This is a genomic window from Haloferax marinisediminis (assembly GCF_009674585.1).
Lineage (GTDB): Archaea > Halobacteriota > Halobacteria > Halobacteriales > Haloferacaceae > Haloferax > Haloferax marinisediminis.
Window position 1 is genome coordinate 438,040 of sequence record NZ_WKJP01000001.1, and the last position, 16,981, is coordinate 455,020.

Below are 16,981 nucleotides of genomic sequence, written 5' to 3' on the forward strand. Positions count from 1 at the left end.
GTACTCACCAGAAGCACTGCAACCGAACACTGAGAACGACCACAACGCTTTCTGAATCCCATCTCCAACCCCGACCAACGGATGGCTGATTTCGACCTCTCTATCGACGAGAAACGGGTGTACGCTGAGAAGTCGGGGAAACAGACGGTGTACGTTGCCTCGGACATGGGTGTCGTGACCGTCGACGTCTCCGCTGACCTCGTCGGCGGGTTCCGCATCGACCACCGCTGTACCCCGCGAGACATCGCCGGGTCGCCGGGCGAAGTGGCTATCGCCACGGCCGACGACGTGCTGTTGGTCCAAGACGGCGAGTATCACGAACTCGGCTTCGGCCCCGCGACGACTGTCGGCTTTCATCAAAACCGCGTCGTCGCCGCCGACGAGTCGGGGCGCATCGCTCGCTACGGTGAAGACGGGTGGGAAGAAGTCGGGAGCGCCGAGGAGGTTCGCGCCATCGATGGAAGCCTCGTCGCGGCCGCTGACGGCGTCTACCGAATCGGCGACGGCGGCCTGACTCACGTCGGCCTCGACGACGCGTCCGACGTGTCCGACCCGGCGGGCCGTCTCGGCGGTGCCGAGGGGGCGTTGCTCGCCGCGACAGCGTCCGGCCTCTACACGCTCGGAAACGGCTGGATGGACGCGCTCGACGGGGAGACCACAGTCGTCGAATCGATGCCCGACGGCCGCGCCCACGCCGTGGGACCAGACGGGGTCGTCTCGCTCGAAGACGACGAATGGATTCCTGACCCGATTCCGATGGACGAGGCGGTCGTTGGAGTCGCTCACGACGCTCAGGCTACGTACGCCGTGACCGACGTGGGGACGCTTTGCGTGCAGGCGACCGAGGGCGACTGGCGGACGCAGGTGCTCGGGTTGGACGCCGTCGGTGTGGCGGTGCAGTAAGACGCGGTTGACGCACACCGCCGCGACACGCTGACACGCGACGTAGCCGACACCAACGAAAAGCGGTTTTACCCCGGACGAGAGACGGATGGGTATGCTCGTACCCGGCGCATCATCTCAGGCACTCACGGCCGCACTCGCTTCGGAACTCGGCGAGCCACTGGCGGCCGTCGAGTACGACCGCTTCCCGGATGGGGAGACGCTCGCGGCGGTCCCCGGTTTCGACGCCGACACCGCAACCATCGTCGCCAGCACCGCCAGCAACGACGCCTACATCGAACTGCTGCAACTCCAAGACGCCGTCCGCGAGGCCGGTGCCGAGGAGGTCACCACTGTCATCCCGTACATGGGCTACGCCCGACAGGACAAGGCGTTCGAAGTCGGCCACCCCATCTCGGCCCGAGCCGTCGCTCGCGCCGTGAGTACGACCACCGACCGCGTCGTCCTCGTCAATCCCCACGAAGATGCCATCGCCGACTTCTTCGACGTTCCCGTGGACATCGTCGACGCCGCCGGGCTGCTGGCCGAGCCGCTTCCAGAACTCCACAATCCACTGTTCCTCTCGCCCGACTCGGGTGCAATCGACATCGCCGAGACCGTCCGCGACGCCTACGGCTCCGGTGAGACCGACTACTTCGAGAAGGTTCGCCACTCGGGGACCGAAGTCGAGATTACGCCGAGCGAGACCGACTTCGAGGGCCGCGACGTAGTCATCACCGACGACATCATCGCGACGGGGTCGACGATGAGCGAGGCCGTCGCCGTCCTCACCGACGGCGGTGCCAACCGCGTCTTCTGTGCCACCGTCCACCCACTGCTCGCGCGGAGCGCCCGGACGAAACTCTCCCGCGCCGGTATCGAGCGTGTCATCGGGACCGACACCATCGAGCGCGACGTGAGCGACGTGTCTGTCGCGCCGGCCATCGCCGACGTTCTCGAACGCTAGCAGACCACACACTCTCTCGCAACGATTTTCTTCTCTCGCCTATCTCGAAGTGCTATGGGACGTTACGGTAACCTCGACTATCCATTCTTGGCAAAGACTGGGCTCAGCCTCGGCCTCGCACTCTTCCTGTTCGGTGCCATCGGCGCGAAAGTCGCACTTGCACTGAGCGGCGGACAGATTCCCGGATGGGAGCGAACGCTGTTCTTCGACGCCGAGTGGATTGGCATCGCACTCATCCTCTTTTCGCCCATCGTCTTCGGCATCGTCCTTCCGCTGACCGAGTAGATGGCCGACCCACGTTTTCCTGACGCCGCCGACACACTCGTCGTCGAACGCGACTGCACCCGGTGTCCTGCGCTCGTCAAGTGCCGGAACCGCATCTCGTGGGGAGTCGGCCCCGCGGACGCGACGGTGATGGTCGTCGGCGAAGCGCCCGGCGCGGGCAACCCCGACGCAGAGCAGTGGCAAGGCGGCAACTGGACTGGGATGTCCTACACAGCCCAGCACTCCGGGCGGCGCATCCGCGAGACGATGGCCACGGTAGGGTACGAAGACGGCGTGTTCTACACGAACGCAGTCAAGTGCTTTCCCTCGGACGGCGAGGGGTCGAATCGAGCACCCAGCGCAGAGGAGAAGGCGAACTGTCTCGACCATCTCGTCACCGAACTCGAAACCATCGACCCCGACGTGGTGATTCCGACCGGTCGGCACGCCACCGAGAGCGTCTTCTCGCTGGACGACATCTCGCTCGACGGCTTCCTCGACACGGTTCTCGAACCCGTCGAGAGCGAGCGATTCGGGTACACGATCGTCCCGCTTCTGCACCCTTCGTACCGTGACGTGTGGCTCTCGCGTCTCGGCTACGAGTTAGACGAGTATTTCGAGGATTTGGCCGAGTTGTTGCCCGTACGGTAGAACCGCTATATCCACGGCGATAGTAGGTACTGCGTACCGTTTCGGGGCATCGGTCGTCGCATCCCGGCGGCACAGCACACGGAGGCGAGGAGGGTCACATGGACAGGCTCAGAGAACTACTCAGGGAGAATCGGAAGCAGTACCTGCTATTTGGGCTCCTGTCGCTCGCAATCCTGGGCTGTGTGGGAGTACTGACTGCCGTGACTCCACAGGTATTTCTCCCGTACTTCGGGAGCCTTCATCCGATGCTCGCGATTCTCGGTGTCATCGCCCTCGGAGTGGTACTGATGACGCTCGTTCTCTCTCGTGGCTGGTTTGCGGTGTACACGCCCGGCCCGCTCCGAGAGCGCCTCGCTCTCACCGTCTTCCTTCCTACGCTCCTCGCCGTCGGGATGGTGTTGGTTGATTCCGTCGCTGTCTTGCCCGAGGATATCAACGTCCCCGTCCCGTACTCCCTGCTGTTCTACCCGACGATGGGGTACGTCGTCGAGATACTCTTTCACCTCCTCCCGCTCTCGCTGGCGTTCCTCGCAGTGCCCTCGTTGGCTGAAGATTCCAACCGGTCTCTCCGGTTGTGGGTCGTTCTCGTCGCAGTCGCACTGCTCGAACCTGCCTTCCAACTCCAGGCCGGGTTTTCCGGACCGATTCCGCTCTGGGCTACGGTGTACGTCGGCCTGAACATCCTCACCATCAATCTGGCTCAACTGTACCTCTTCAGGCGGTACGACTTCCTCACGATGTACGCGTTCCGCCTCGTCTACTACCTCGGGTGGCACGTCGTCTGGGGGACGGTCAGGCTGGGGGTGCTGTTTTGACGGCCGAACGCACCGACTGCGTCCATAAACGAGGGGGGAGGACACGTGCTGTCCGCAGTGGCCACTCAGCGCGTGGTTCGTGTGTTCGGCGTCGACTGCGACTCAAAAATCAGCTACGCAGCTTTTCTAGCGAGCGCGTTGCGGTGTGCTTGGCGAATCACCTGCGCGTAGTCCAGCCGCATCTCTGTGGTCGACATCGGTACTGTGTAGGTCGCCTGCTGGGCTTGGGTTGCCATGACTCACATACGTGGCGTTGCAGTATCATGATGCCCACTGGTACTGATTCAACTCGTGACAGGATTCCACTCCGTGGGACGCTCTCGGGAGATGAGCTACGACAAGTTACTCTCGACTAGAGACACAGAGACCCGAGTTGCTTGGGTTCGGTAGTGGTCGATGGTGTCCGCAACCCACGCACACACCGCTTCGTCGGTCGTTTGGACGAGTCCAAGCGGGATTCCATGTGCTTCCACGGCGCCGATGCCGGCGTACTCGTCGTCGAAGAGTCCCATCACGTACGGGAACGTCCCATCGTACGAGTAGAACTCAGCACGGCCGGACTCGAGTATTTCGAGGAGCAACTGAGACTGGTCGGGGTCCGTAAAAATCTCGTCGAGAACCGAGCTGGTGAACACGACTTCGAGTTCCTGTGTCCCGTCGACGACTGCTCTCCTGTGGTCTTCGAGCGCTGTGTCGTACTCGATGCGCGTGATGAGACGGACCGTGTCCGCTGCCTGTATCATCGCGACGATTCGATGGATGACCTCAGTGACGCCATCGGTACTCGCCGTCGTGATGGTTGCCTCTTTCCAGCACTCGAGGTCACAATCCATCTCCGAAATCGGAAGCGTATCGACGATATTCTTCAGTTGGTGAACCGTCTCGACGGTGTCCAACAGCGCAGACAACTCGTCGGCGAGCAGCTCCCCGAGGAACGTTAGTTCGTACACGTCGTCGTCACGGCGTATCCATGCCCGGTCGTGAAACTCACCGAGAATGCGCCCGAGGGTCGACGAAGGAATCTCCAGTTCCGAGTGCAGTTCGTATCGCACACACCGAGAAACTGCGAGACGTTGCAGTACTGCAACCCGCTGATTCGAGCGTATCAAGAACTTCAGGTCCTCGAGCGCGGCGTTCATCTCAAATGAATAATATGTTCTCCACAGACATGAGTTCCTCCTGTATGAACGAGGACTATCAGTAGGGGGTGACAGTCACCAAGCGGTCTACAAGGCTGGTGAGACGTGCGGTGAGAGACGTTCCAGTGATTGCGTAAGTGGGGGTGTGGAATCAGTACGGCTGTGACGACTCACCGGCCCACGCTGTCTCCCAGTATATGAGAATTTTGACATGAGATAAGCCAGTGCCCGTCGTACGTTCTTGTACAACAATAATCGGGGCAGACACCATGGGGAGCGACAGACAGTACCTGACGGGAGGGACACCGTGAGCCGAATACCTGCAGGTCGCGTGTCTGTACTGGTCGTTACACTCATCGTCCTGTTCTCAGGAATCACTCCGAGTGGGGTGGTCGCCGACAACGGTGGTCCGTCCACGTTGGACGACCTCGACAGTGCATCACTGTGCCCAGCGTCCTATCCGTCCGGACAGGGAAGTTGGAGCCTCATCGCATCCAGTTCTTGGACAGACAGTACCACGCTGCCGAACGGCCTCCAAATCAACACCTGTCGCTATTCAGAACGCGGCCAAGAGCCCATCGCCGGCGGGGAGGGCTACATCACGTTCACTGTTCGTTGGGTCGACGCTGAGAACGTGTTACGGGGCACCGACATCTGCGAAGTACCAGATTCGGACCCGTACTTACGGTCTACCGACCGTGCAGTTCAGGTATCGTGGAGCGGCTGGTACAACCAGACGTACGACCCCGGTGCCGTGGCAGACGCAGACGAATGGTTGGAAAAACTCGCCCAGGGGATGATTGGACCGGACGACGCGGCAGCACGGGCGTTCGGCCAGCAGCTCTTGGAGACAGTCGAACCACACGCGGCACCGTGTACGGACGAGCCTGCGTCGCCGCCGAGTGTCGAACTGACCAACACACCGAGGGAGACGGGACGAGAGATGGCCTTCGGTGGCTACGTCTTCGCCTACGACGAGCAGAACCAGTACCGAGACCTCGAAGAAGTGCAGGTGATTCTCCACGTCACCGAGGGAGCAAAGGTGCGGTCCTTCGTGACTCACACCGACGACACGGGAATTTACGCAATCCGAGTATCGAACGTTAGCCCACAAGCGAGCTATCAACTGGAGGTCCGGTTCGAAGACCGAGACGAGATGTTCAAACTCTACCGTCGTGGTGAACCCACGCTCCTTCCGGTTGGGTACACCACCGCTCCTCTGTCTGTGGAGGCTGCCGAACTAGGCGGACTCGTCCTCACACACGTCATCTTCCAAACGGACATGGCCGACTCGGAGCCAGTTCACCTGCTGGCAGACGGGTCAACGAGTAGGTTAGCGGCAACTGATGGGACGCAGGTGTACCAGACCGCGCTCGTCTACGTGCACGCCCAGACGGCACTCGCCTACGGCCGGGACCGCCTGAACGTCGACTTCGACGAGACCCTGCCAATCTGGCTCGAGGACGGTCCTGGAAACAGTAGTTTCACTCCTGACCCTGCGAACGAACAGATACTCATCAGGGCACCTCCAGCAGCCGAGCGACGACAGACTGTCTACCACGAAATTGGTCACTACGTCAACTACCGGAGCGGAATGGGCAAGACAGACAACATGGGCCACAGACCCGCTTCCCAGAACCACCAAGGTGTGCGGAACCCTGATTCGACCGACTCCTTCGCAGAAGGGTGGGCGGGGTTCTACACCGCTCTCGTCGAAGGCCACCCAAGCAACCCAACCGGGTCGGCGTACTACGCCCTCAGTGGACCAAGCGACCTCCAGGACAACACCCACGAATGGTGGCTCGAAGACCCCGACGAGAGGCTTCCCAACGAGGAGGTGATGGTCGCCTCACTACTCTGGGACGTGATGGACGACGACACCGCCAGGCCGGCAGCGTTCGCCCGACGTGAACCCGGAGACGACGTCGCGTGGGGGCTCTCTCGCCTCTGGGAGGCGATGGGCGACCAAGAGGACCTCACCACGGTCCACGACCTCTACGTCGTGTTGAAAGAGGAGGATGGTGAGCCTCTCCCGGGACCGACCGACCCACCCACCGACCTCGACCGGCTGTTCATCCTCCACGGCTTCTACTCGGAGAACAACGGCGTCCCCGGGTGGCAACAGGGAGAACCGATTGGATTCGCTGACAGGAGCAACTCTATTGTGGACCCCACCGCCCCGTGGGACGGTGATACGCCACCACCCGGTATCCGTGAGACGCCCCCCTCCTTCGCGGGACCGTGGCTCGACGTCACCATCGAAGACGAGGCCGGTCGAACACTTCCGTTCGACCACCTCCACATGACGGTCGTCCGTGAGGACGCGGCCAGTCGCTACGAACTGACCCCCGACGCCGACACCGGGTACTTCCCACTGGCTGTCCCCCCGGACGCCGAGGCCGTCACCGTGCAAGCTCGCCTGCCCGGATATGGGATAGACACGTACAAACTCACCCAGCAGGAGTATGCAGAGATTAGTGAAGTAGCGGGAGCCGATACGGTCGTCTCGGTGACGCTGACACTCCCAAGTGAGCAGGTTACATCTCTCCCTTGGGTCAATGCTGAACGGGAGTCTACCGGCACCGTCTCGCTTACTTGGCCCCAACCTGACGCGGGATCGACCGTCGTGGTAGTCCGACAGGCAGTCCGGCCACCACAGACGCCGAACGACGGCGTCCTGCTGTACGAAGGGTCTGAGACTGGCATCGTCGACCACGAACCGGCACCCGTTCTGGGGACCTACTATGCCGTCTTCGTGGTGGCACCCGACGGGGGCGTCTCACAGCCGACCGTCGCCAGCAGTCAGGCACCGCCGCTCTCACGTAGTCAGGTGGTCGACACGCTCACCAACGAGCAACAACGGCAACAACCAGAACCCACACCAAGTGCGACCGCCTCACCCAGCGCGTCAGACGAGACTGAGGGGTTAGATTCGCTGTTGCTCGGCCTCCTTGGGGTGGGGGTGGGGGTCCTCGTCGTAGCCGCGTTCGCCGTGGGGTATCTCCTTCGGGGACGTGGACACGACGACAAGAAGTAGAACTGGAACGGTCCGAGCAACGTCGAGCTCTTCTAAACTGTCTCTGTAAAAATACGTGTCAGAGTGAACCGAACGATGCGAGATTATCCGTTTCCGTTACAGCCGGTGCCCCCAATCGTCGCCGTTCCGAAGTCCTTGACTTTCGAGAATTCCTTCGCCTGCGGAAGCTTCGCTTTCAAGCCAGTAATGACCGCGCCACAGTCGGACTCTGGAAGTTTGACGTTTTTGCCAGCCTGGTTCGGATAGCCGTCCTCTTTGCCTCTGTACCCCGAGTGCCTCGGCCCGACAGTGACGACCATGCCGTCGAAGCTGCCTCTGTCTGAGAGCAGTTTGATTTTCAGTGGACAGTCGAGTTTGTTGTCGACCCGAATCGTCGGTTGTGCGGCATCAGCGACGTTGGTGGCGTCGACATCTTCATCGTGGTAGTACGGTGGTTCGCACGCCGCTTTGTCCGGTGGGCCGTTTCCGTTGTCTGGTTTTGCAACTGCTGAGCCGGCGGCGAATCCGCCGACGATTGCTGTCGTCCCCGCCGCTTTGAGGACGCGTCGTCGACTGAGTGTAGTTTCGGTATCGTGGTTTGCCATAGTTCGTTCTCCAGACCCGGGGGAACGGTCCCCTCAGGGCAAAAACACGTATTTCAGACAGCAGTATAAATATTGTTAGGGAGTTGACAGAAATTCAGCGCAGAGTGAATGTCAACCATCGAACTCTACTTCCAGATCGAATGACAAACTCGAGATAATAGTCAGCTGACGTATGATTTGAGCAATCGACACCGACCAGATGAACGCTCCCCTGACTCGGTCCGAACTTTCTTTTCCTCGCCAATCGACGTACAACCCATGCCTGACTGCATCTTTTGCGCGATTGCATCGCGCGACATCCACGGCCGAATCGTCCACGAGACCGAACACTCACTGGCGTTCCTCGACGTGAATCCTCTCGCGCCGGGACACACGCTGGTCGTCCCGAAGGACCACTACGCCCGCCTCGACGACCTGCCAGACGAGATTTCGGCGGACCTCTTCCGCACCGTCGACGAACTCGTCCCCCGCGTCGAGGAGGCAGTCGACGCCGACGCGACGAACGTCGGTATCAACAACGGCCCCGCCGCCGGACAGGAAGTCGAACACGTCCACGTCCACATCGTCCCCCGATTCGAGGACGACGGCGGCAACCCCATCCACGCCGTCGCAGGCGACGTGCCGGACCTCTCGGACGAGGAGATGGACGACATCGAAGCGGCACTCTCGGGCCTGTAGCCACGGTAATCGATTGCTGTCGGTTCTTTCTGAATTACGCAACCAGTACCACTACAGAGAGGCGTTGCTCTGAAAACACAGATACCTCAACGGAGTCACTGTCTCGTGAATAGACACAATTGAAATGCGAAGTGGGGGAGGAGGAATGTCAACGGCATCATCAGCGCGGACAGCTATCGCAGTCACCGATGGAAGATTACCTGCTCGCGTCGGCACGTATCGAGTAGCCCACCCCACCCATGTGCTATTGAAAACATTCGAGTCAGAGTGCAGGTGCTCTCGGGCTATAGTGACGAACAGTCGGTTGGAAGTCCAAGCGAATACATCTGCTGTCGATACACCGGTTCAATATCCGCGTAGTATGTATGGACGTAGCTATCGATTGTCTGGCGAGATGGATCGTCGTCGTCAATCCGGTCGCCGCGCATGTACTGGACGAGTTCGCGTGGGATTTCGTTGTCGACCTGCCAGTAGGTGCTGAAACGATGTCGTCCGTAGTGGCTCGTCACTGCTCGATGTTCGTCTGTCTCATCGAATTCTGGCCGGAATGCCTGTTTCCACACGCGATTGATCGCCTCTGGCGTAATCTGGGTTGCCGTTGTGCGACTCTGGAACACCCACGGGTCACCGGTATCCGACCGTATCAGGAGATGCTGGAGAAGTGCTCGTCTGACTTCCGCATCGAGTGGTAATATCCGCGCCCGATGTGATTTGTTCCCTGGTTCGTCGTATCGAGAAGGGATGTACACCGCGTTCTCGCGTCCCGTAAGCGCTGGGTTTGACCCGAGCTCCGGATATGCAGCACGTAATTCGGTGTGCGACACGCTGAGATTGGCGAGTCGCAGCGTGCTCACTTCGCCTGCGCGGAGGCCCAGTTTGAGTTGGAGCACCACTATCAGTCGGTCGCGGACGTCTGTGAGAGTCCGAAGGAGTTCGCCGAGTCGTTGTGGAGAAAGTCGTGGAGGTTCCTTCAACGGAGGTTGCGAAAGATCGGTCGTCGAGTGCACGTACTCGAAGGGATTGTATCCGACTTCGTGTGGGAATACAGGGTCCGACTGCCAATATCGGTATATTTTCTCAAGTCGGTGCAGTTTCGTCCGGACAGTTGTTGGTTTGAGGCCTCGTGCCAGCAGACAGTGGTCGACGTATTCCCTCACGTGATCTGAACTCGGACACGCAGGGTGACGTCCCATGCGTTCCATATGCTGGGTCCAGTCATCGATGAGCCGAAGGTACGCTGTTCGAGTCCCCGGTGCGGGCTGTATTGGGTCCAAACCACTCCGGACGAATACATCGAAGGCGTCTGCATCAAGTTCCTCAAACTGAGGTTCGAATCCAGCGAGTGGGTCTCGTTTGCGGCCAAACGCATTCCCAATCAATTCACGTGCTGCGTCTGGTTCCGATTTTTCCGGGGCGGTCATTCTTCACCTGCTGTCTGATGGCGCATCTTTCGCTTCCACATAGCGTCCGCTGTTGGATAGGATGCAGCAGCCATCCACGCCGGGTTGTACACGTGTGGGTGTGCTGAGTGGCGCTGTAGCCATCTGTAAAATTCCTCGATTCGGACCCAGTACTCCGAATACACCGTATTCAGTGTGCGTGTCTCTGCAAGCTCGACAAGCCACGATTCGATATCGGCGGGGTGTGCGAGTGCATGGTGTCGACCCCTGTCCCGCATGTGAAGTTTGAACGACGACCCCGCCTTTCTGATGGTCGCCGCATAGTGTGCTGAGTCAAACTCGCTATTTCGAGTCGAGGCGAATGCCACCCACACATCGGTCTGTTTGTATCTTGAGTCAAACCGCTCGAGTCGTGAGCGCGGTGGCACATCCTCGATATGTTTGTAGATGCCCATTCGGCGACGTACGTCAGTTGGTTTCTGTCTAATCATTCGATATCGGCCTGTTCAAGCAGCCGACACCCCTGTCGGCTGCTCATAAACAGCTCTCAACTCAAACCCAACACCAAGGGTGTACTATAGCGGTGCTACACGGCAGGGGTGTAGCCGCAAGAAGGCGTTTGTGACCCCTCGAATCGATGGATTTTGAGGCATCGGTGACCACACACAATTCGCTCGAAATCAGCTCATTCAGGCCGTCTCGACACAGAATAGCCGTTCGTTTCTAATGGTATCCTCCCCAAAAACGAGGCTTATCGAATACCCGTATCCCCAGTACACCCCATCGTTAGTGGGGTGTATCGGGTGATTTCGAATGTGCTATCAGGCCGGATTTCGGCGGGGTACCGACAATCCACAATCACATATTTGCGTGTGTCGATTCGTTCGATACTGGGTGTTTTAGACTTCGAATCGCCCGAATTGGACCTCACATCGATGGTGCATGTTTGGCTTTGTTGGATGTATTTCGGATAGCACTGTTTGCGATGGTGGCCTACACCCTTGTTCAATACACTACCTTCGGCTACACCCCCGGGATGTACGATTGCATATAAAGAACAGCCAAAGTTCTGACAAAGCGAAGTGGGCAGTTAGAGATGAAACCCCGATTAATTCCTCTCGTCGGGGAGTTCGTCGAAGAACGCCGGAATACTCGGAATCTTCTCGGCCGTCAGCTCACAGCTCTCGAACGCCGTTTGCGCCTCGTCTTCTTTGTCGGTCTGTCGCTCTGGAATGTCGAGGTCACCGGCAGTCGCTGCTTCGCCGAGCGTGTCGCTCCCCCGTGCGAGGGAATCGGAGAGACACGCGAACTCCTCGACGTACGTGTCGAGCGCTTCGATTGGTTCCACGTCGGCGAGTGCCTCAGAGACATCTTCGAACGCGACTGCCGCACGGAAGAACGTCTCAGTTGCCTCCTCGTAACTCCCGCCGAGGTACTCGTCGAATCCACGCTGTAATCGACGAACGCCGTTTCGCATCGAGACGAGTACGTCCGCGAAGGCGTCGAACTGCGAGATTTCTCGCTCGAGTGCGTCGACTTTCTGGTCGTAGTCGTCCGGTTCGAGTTCGTCAATCTCGTCGAGACTGCTCGCACTCGACTCGTCCAGCAGATTGTCGAGTGACTCTTCTGCGGGTTCGAGTGAGTCGGTGATTTGGTCGACTGCACTGTCGACTCGGGAGTACTCTTCGCCGTAGAACCGGGAGACTGCGTTGTTCGTCCGGGAGAGCGTCACGTTGAGACTCTCGTGGGTTTTGCCCGTCCACCAGAGGAACCAGTACACTTCTTCGAGACGAGCGAGTCGTTGGCGTTGGCGCTCGTCCAACTCGTACTGCGTGAGCGTGCCGAAGTGTCCTCGTGCACGGAACAAGGGGGCAGAGACGTCGTCGAACGGGAACTGAATCGTCGCGTTCAGGTCCTGGAACCCTCCGTCAGGGGCTGCGAGGTCGGCGAATGCCACGACGCCATCGTCGAGGTCCTCCTGTGCCAGCGTGAGTATCTGGTCTGCTTTGTCTGGGGCCTCGGTCTCTGTCTCCGTGGTCGGTGGCTCTTCTGTCGGTTCTGGAGTCGATGTCTGTGTTTCAGTCGTGGGAGAGGGAGATTCCGTCGTCGAGGACGCTGTCGTCGTCGATTCGGGGGTGCTCGTACTCGGACTCGTGGTCGTCTCGGATGTGTCCTGTGTCGAACACCCAGCGAGTAAGAGGAGGCCCGTGGCCGAGAGGTACGCTCGACGATTCATACGTACTATATGACTCTCAGATTACATAGAATTGCTGGCGGAGGGGAACGCACTCGGTCTCCGAACCGACGCGTACACCTTGTGTCTCCCTGCTGTCGAGAGATTGTATCCCCCGCTATCGAGAACGATTACACCCCAACACGCATTCGGGGTGGAAGTGTCTCGACGAACTCACCGAGTTCGAACCATCGGTTTCCCGTGTACGTCACCTCGCCACTGGTGACGTCGTAGTCGACGAGACCGACGTTTGCGAGAACGGGCAGGTGAACGTGGTGGAGTGTTATCTCCACGTCTGCTTTGGTCTCACGTCCACCACTCACAGAACGGTCGATCCCCCGAACCGACGACTCGACCAGCCTCGAAGCGAGAGACTCCATCGTCTGTGTCGGGCCAGATTGTGCGAGCAGTGTGAGCACCGCACCTCTCCGGTTGTCCCGATAGACGGCGGCGACTGCGGCCCACACCTCTTGGTCGACCGAACGAAGCAGGTGCGCGGTCAGCGGGCCGCGATAGATATCGGGGTGGAGGTCGAGTGAGAGGACGTCGTCCTCAGAGTGAACCGAAACGAGTTCGGCACGTTCGAGTTTCGGGACGTGGGTGTGATGGAGGGACGCGAGCAGTGCGTGTTGGTCGTCGAGATCGTCGTCGGAGGGAACGGACTCAGAAGAACGAGAGAGTGCGGACGTGAGTTCACGGAACGCAACCGTTCTTCGCTCCAAGAGCACGCACAGTATTCGTCGCCGAACGGGGGATTCGAGTACCCGAATCGTCGACGGCGAACAGGAGCACACTTCCAGCGCCAGCGGATGATGGTCGAACGCTCGGGAGTCTGTACTCATAGACAATATCTCGTTATTGCGGAGCGAGCAAAGCCAGAACCCCAAATATGTTAGGCACGACTCGTTCAGCCGAACCAGACGTTCGTTTCACCCCTCTCGAATCGTCACTTTTCAGACCCATCTGACACGCTCCAACGGTTAACGACATGACCGTGTGAACACCGGGGGACACCCCCACGTTCTGAGTGATATCTCGTCGGAACGGCCCGCCGTCAGGCGAGGGGCACACAAAACACTCGTTGATGATGGATAGTCACCAGAGAGACGAGATTCCGTCAACGGAAGGGCTATATTTTGTGCTTGGTAACTGCTGGCACTATGTCGGGGCAAGGTGGCGAGTGGGAACGAGAGACCCTTGCGGTGTTCGAACAGACCCGAGGGACCGGCGAGCCGCTGACAACACAGGAAGTCACAGAAAGTCTGGCGTGTACGCGTCGCACGGTGTACAACCGCCTCGACAGACTCGTCGACCGAGGCATTCTCGATACCAAGAAGGTCGGTGCCCGCGGCCGTGTGTGGTGGCGTGTCTCTCCGGATACACCGACAGAGACCACCGAACTGCCGAGTGACGACAGAGGGGTCTCAGATCTCGTGAGAGAGGCGCAGTTCCAATCACTCGTCGAAGAGGTGACGGAGTACGCGATTTTCGCACTCGACACCGACGGACGAGTCCGAACCTGGAACCGAGGAGCCGAGCGAATCAAAGGGTACGAAGCCGAGGAAATCATCGGCGAACATTTCTCGGTGTTCTACCCACCAGCAGAACGAGACGAAAACCTCCCGCAACACAACTTGGTCGAGGCCGCTCGAAACGGAGCAATCAAAGAAGACGGGTGGCGCATCCGAAAAGATGGGACGAAGTTCAGAGCCAAAGTCACGCTGACCGCAGTCACCGACGGTGGAGACATCCGAGGCTACGTGAAGGTCACGCAGGACACGACGAGACAGTACAGAAAGCGACAACGGCTTGCGAAACAACGGGACAACCTCGAACGAGAACTCGACGACGTATTCGAGCGTATCGACGATGGGTTCCTCGCAGTGGACGACGGGTTCAGCGTGGTCTACGTAAACGAGCGTGCCGAGAGCTTACTCGGGAAAACCGAATCCGAACTGCTCGGAGAGACGTTCGGGAGCGCCTTGGAACTGCTGAGTGGAACCGACGTCGAGGAATGCTTCGAACATGTGCGCACGAACCAGGAACCGGTTACGTGTGAGGGCTACGTCGACCTGTTGGGACAGTGGCTCGCAGCGACCATCTATCCCTCTGAAAACGGACTCTCGATATATCTCCGGGATATTACCACACGACGAGAGCGAGCGCGCGAACTCGAGACGAGGGTTCGACAACAAGAAGTCATCACCGAACTCGGATGGCTTGCCCTCGAGAACGGCGACATCGACCATCTGATGTCTCGTGCGGCGTCGCTCGTCTCCGAGACGCTCGGGACCGACTACACCAAAGTGCTCGAACTGCGACCAAACGGTGACGATCTCCTTCTTCGGCAGGGGGTCGGGTGGGACGAGGGCATCGTCGGCGAGACAACCGTATCGGCAATCGACCGCGATTCGCAAGCCGCTCACACCCTCCTCACGGAAGAACCAATTGTCGTCGAAAACCTCGACGAAGAACAGCGATTCAGCGGCCCCGAGTTACTGACCTCGCACGGGGTCGTCAGCGGGGTCAGTACCATCGTCGGGTCGGTCGACTCCCCGTGGGGAATCTTCGGGACGCACCACACCGAGCGCAAGACGTTCACTGACCAAGATATCAACTTCATCCAGTCGGTGGCACACATCCTCGCGACCGCGATTCGCCGACACGAGCACGAACGCGCGCTCCAACAGTACGAGACGATCGTCGAAACGATCGACGACGGCGTGTACGTCCTCGACGAGAACCAGCACTTCGTCATGGTCAACGAGTCCTATCAGGAGATGATGGGGTACGACCGGTCGGAGATGATTGGAGAACACTGCTCGCTCGTCGTCGGAGAGGACATCGCACGAGAGGCCGCAGCCCGCAGGCAGTCGATGAGGGACGACGAGAACCACGAGACGCTGGAGGCGAGAATCGAACGCGCTGATGGGAGTCACTTCTTCGCCGAGAGTAAGTTCACCCGATTGCAGACGCTCGGTGAGGACGAGCGTGGAGACGGGTCGTTCGTCGGGTCAGTCGGCGTCGTCCGTGAGACAACCGAACGACGGGAATACGAACGCACACTCGAACGACAACGGAAGCAACTCGCCGCGCTCAACGACCTGAATGGCGTCATCAGAGACGTCACCGACGCAGTCATCGCCCAATCGACGCGCGAAGAGGTCGAATCCGTCGTCTGTGACCGCCTCGCGGACGCCGAAACCTACCAGTTCGCGTGGATTGGAGAACTCGACCGGTCACTCGACACCGTCCAAATCAAGGCCACGGCCGGCTGTGAGCCCATCGAAGGTGTCGAACTCTCACTCGAAACTGAGCTTCGGGGAGGAGGTGGATACGCCGCCCTCGTCGACGAAGCACTTCGGACCCAAACGGTGCAGTACAGACGAGGTGACGACGAAGACCGTGATGGAGAACTGACGACAGCGAGCAACGAAGCAAACGCGCTGTTCCACGAACTCCTCGCAGAGACCAACGTGGAGTCGTCTGTCGCGATTCCCATCGTACACGACGAGACAGTGCTCGGCGTGCTGATGATTTCGACAGACCGCCCGGACGCGTTCGAAGGTGACGAGCAGGCGGCAATCGACCACCTCGGGTCGATTATCGGCCACGCGCTCGCCAGTATCGAGCGCAAACGAGCGCTCATGAGCGACGAAGTCATCGAACTCAACTTCCGAACCCAGAACCTCTCCAACAGTCTCGGGCACTCGTTCGACATGGAGGGGGAGATATCTATCGAAGAAACGGTCGAAACCGGTGACGGAAACTACACCGCCTACGGGACCGTCACCGACGATGCCATCGACACACTCGATGCGATTATCGAGGCGACACCGAACTGGAAACAGTTGACCGTTCGGAACTCCGAAAATGGAGTCAACTCCTTCGAAGTCCGTCTTTCGGAACCACCAATCACGTCTGCCGTCGCAGCACAGGGTGGAGAGATAATCGAGGCGAGAATCGTCGACGGGACGGTTCATCTCGGCTTCCACCTGCCCCCCGGTGCGGACGTACGCACGGTTATCGAACTGGTCGAATCCCAGTATCCCGAAATCGAGATGGTAAGCCGCAAACAGGTGAAACGGGCGAATCCGCACCTCGAAGACGTCCTCACAGAGAAGTTGACTGACCGGCAACACTCCACCATCGAAGCGTGTTACCACGCTGGGTTTTTCGAGTGGCCGCGGAACAGTTCGGGCGAAGAAGTCGCTGAATCACTCGGTATCAGTCCACCAACGTTCCACCAGCACCTCCGGGCCGCTGAGCGAAAGGTCTTCGAGACACTGCTCTCTTGAAAAGCGTCATCCGCCGTTCAGGCGCTCCGTCAC

Annotated in this window: 15 protein-coding genes; 8 read left to right on the forward strand and 7 right to left on the reverse strand. The window is 59.4% G+C overall.

The annotated features are described in order from the left end of the window. Nucleotides 1-81: 81 nt before the first annotated feature. The 5 genes from GJR98_RS02320 to GJR98_RS02340 all read left to right on the forward strand — a co-directional run bounded on the left by GJR98_RS02320 (nt 82) and on the right by GJR98_RS02340 (nt 3,579). On the forward strand, nt 82-903 hold the full coding sequence (locus GJR98_RS02320; RefSeq protein ID WP_151135072.1) for an HVO_0234 family beta-propeller protein: 822 nt from the start codon (nt 82-84) through the stop codon (nt 901-903). A gap of 94 nt (nt 904-997) precedes the next feature. Beyond that, a complete protein-coding gene (locus tag GJR98_RS02325) occupies nt 998-1,849 on the forward strand; it encodes a ribose-phosphate diphosphokinase (RefSeq protein ID WP_151135074.1) in 852 nt (283 codons plus the stop codon). 54 nt (nt 1,850-1,903) lie between these two features. After that, nucleotides 1,904-2,134: a DUF7860 family protein gene (locus GJR98_RS02330; RefSeq protein WP_151135076.1), complete on the forward strand. Its 231-nt coding sequence runs from the start codon at nt 1,904-1,906 to the stop codon at nt 2,132-2,134. Next, the gene (locus tag GJR98_RS02335) at nt 2,135-2,764 is read left to right on the forward strand and encodes a uracil-DNA glycosylase (RefSeq protein WP_151135078.1); all 630 of its coding nucleotides are present in this window, start codon (nt 2,135-2,137) and stop codon (nt 2,762-2,764) included. Between the two features lie 98 nt (nt 2,765-2,862). Beyond that, a complete protein-coding gene (locus tag GJR98_RS02340) occupies nt 2,863-3,579 on the forward strand; it encodes a hypothetical protein (protein WP_151135080.1) in 717 nt (238 codons plus the stop codon). Nucleotides 3,580-3,692: 113 nt separating this feature from the next. On the opposite strand, the gene GJR98_RS17790 is transcribed toward GJR98_RS02340, so the two are convergent. Continuing rightward, nucleotides 3,693-3,815, reverse strand: a complete 123-nt coding sequence (locus GJR98_RS17790) for a hypothetical protein (RefSeq protein ID WP_255518393.1) — start codon at nt 3,813-3,815, stop codon at nt 3,693-3,695. Between the two features lie 96 nt (nt 3,816-3,911). Beyond that, entirely contained in the window at nt 3,912-4,718 is an 807-nt protein-coding gene (locus GJR98_RS02345; RefSeq protein WP_449271766.1) for a helix-turn-helix transcriptional regulator, read from the reverse strand. Between the two features lie 307 nt (nt 4,719-5,025). On the opposite strand from GJR98_RS02345, the gene GJR98_RS02350 reads away from it, so the two are divergent. Beyond that, complete coding sequence (locus GJR98_RS02350) at nt 5,026-7,755, forward strand: hypothetical protein (RefSeq protein WP_151135084.1); 2,730 nt, start codon at nt 5,026-5,028, stop codon at nt 7,753-7,755. 83 nt (nt 7,756-7,838) lie between these two features. Here GJR98_RS02350 and GJR98_RS02355 read toward each other — a convergent pair whose 3' ends face one another. Beyond that, on the reverse strand, nt 7,839-8,339 hold the full coding sequence (locus tag GJR98_RS02355) for a hypothetical protein (RefSeq protein ID WP_151135086.1): 501 nt from the start codon (nt 8,337-8,339) through the stop codon (nt 7,839-7,841). Between the two features lie 258 nt (nt 8,340-8,597). Between GJR98_RS02355 and GJR98_RS02360 the strand changes: the two genes are divergently transcribed. Beyond that, nucleotides 8,598-9,017, forward strand: coding sequence for an HIT family protein (locus GJR98_RS02360; protein WP_151135088.1), 420 nt, complete (start codon nt 8,598-8,600; stop codon nt 9,015-9,017). A 284-nt stretch (nt 9,018-9,301) separates the two neighbouring features. Here GJR98_RS02360 and GJR98_RS02365 read toward each other — a convergent pair whose 3' ends face one another. From GJR98_RS02365 to GJR98_RS02380, 4 genes are all read right to left on the reverse strand, one after another. After that, a complete protein-coding gene (locus GJR98_RS02365) occupies nt 9,302-10,438 on the reverse strand; it encodes a tyrosine-type recombinase/integrase (RefSeq protein ID WP_151135090.1) in 1,137 nt (378 codons plus the stop codon). Next, a complete protein-coding gene (locus tag GJR98_RS02370; protein WP_151135092.1) occupies nt 10,435-10,872 on the reverse strand; it encodes a hypothetical protein in 438 nt (145 codons plus the stop codon). The genes GJR98_RS02365 and GJR98_RS02370 overlap by 4 nt, the downstream gene beginning before the upstream one ends. A gap of 653 nt (nt 10,873-11,525) precedes the next feature. Then, nucleotides 11,526-12,653 (reverse strand): hypothetical protein, encoded by a 1,128-nt coding sequence (locus tag GJR98_RS02375; protein WP_151135094.1) that lies wholly within the window; start codon nt 12,651-12,653, stop codon nt 11,526-11,528. Nucleotides 12,654-12,781: 128 nt separating this feature from the next. After that, the gene (locus GJR98_RS02380; protein WP_151135096.1) at nt 12,782-13,492 is read right to left on the reverse strand and encodes a DUF7344 domain-containing protein; all 711 of its coding nucleotides are present in this window, start codon (nt 13,490-13,492) and stop codon (nt 12,782-12,784) included. 318 nt (nt 13,493-13,810) lie between these two features. Between GJR98_RS02380 and GJR98_RS02385 the strand changes: the two genes are divergently transcribed. Further along, nucleotides 13,811-16,948, forward strand: coding sequence for a PAS domain S-box protein (locus tag GJR98_RS02385; protein WP_151135097.1), 3,138 nt, complete (start codon nt 13,811-13,813; stop codon nt 16,946-16,948). Nucleotides 16,949-16,981: the final 33 nt, after the last annotated feature.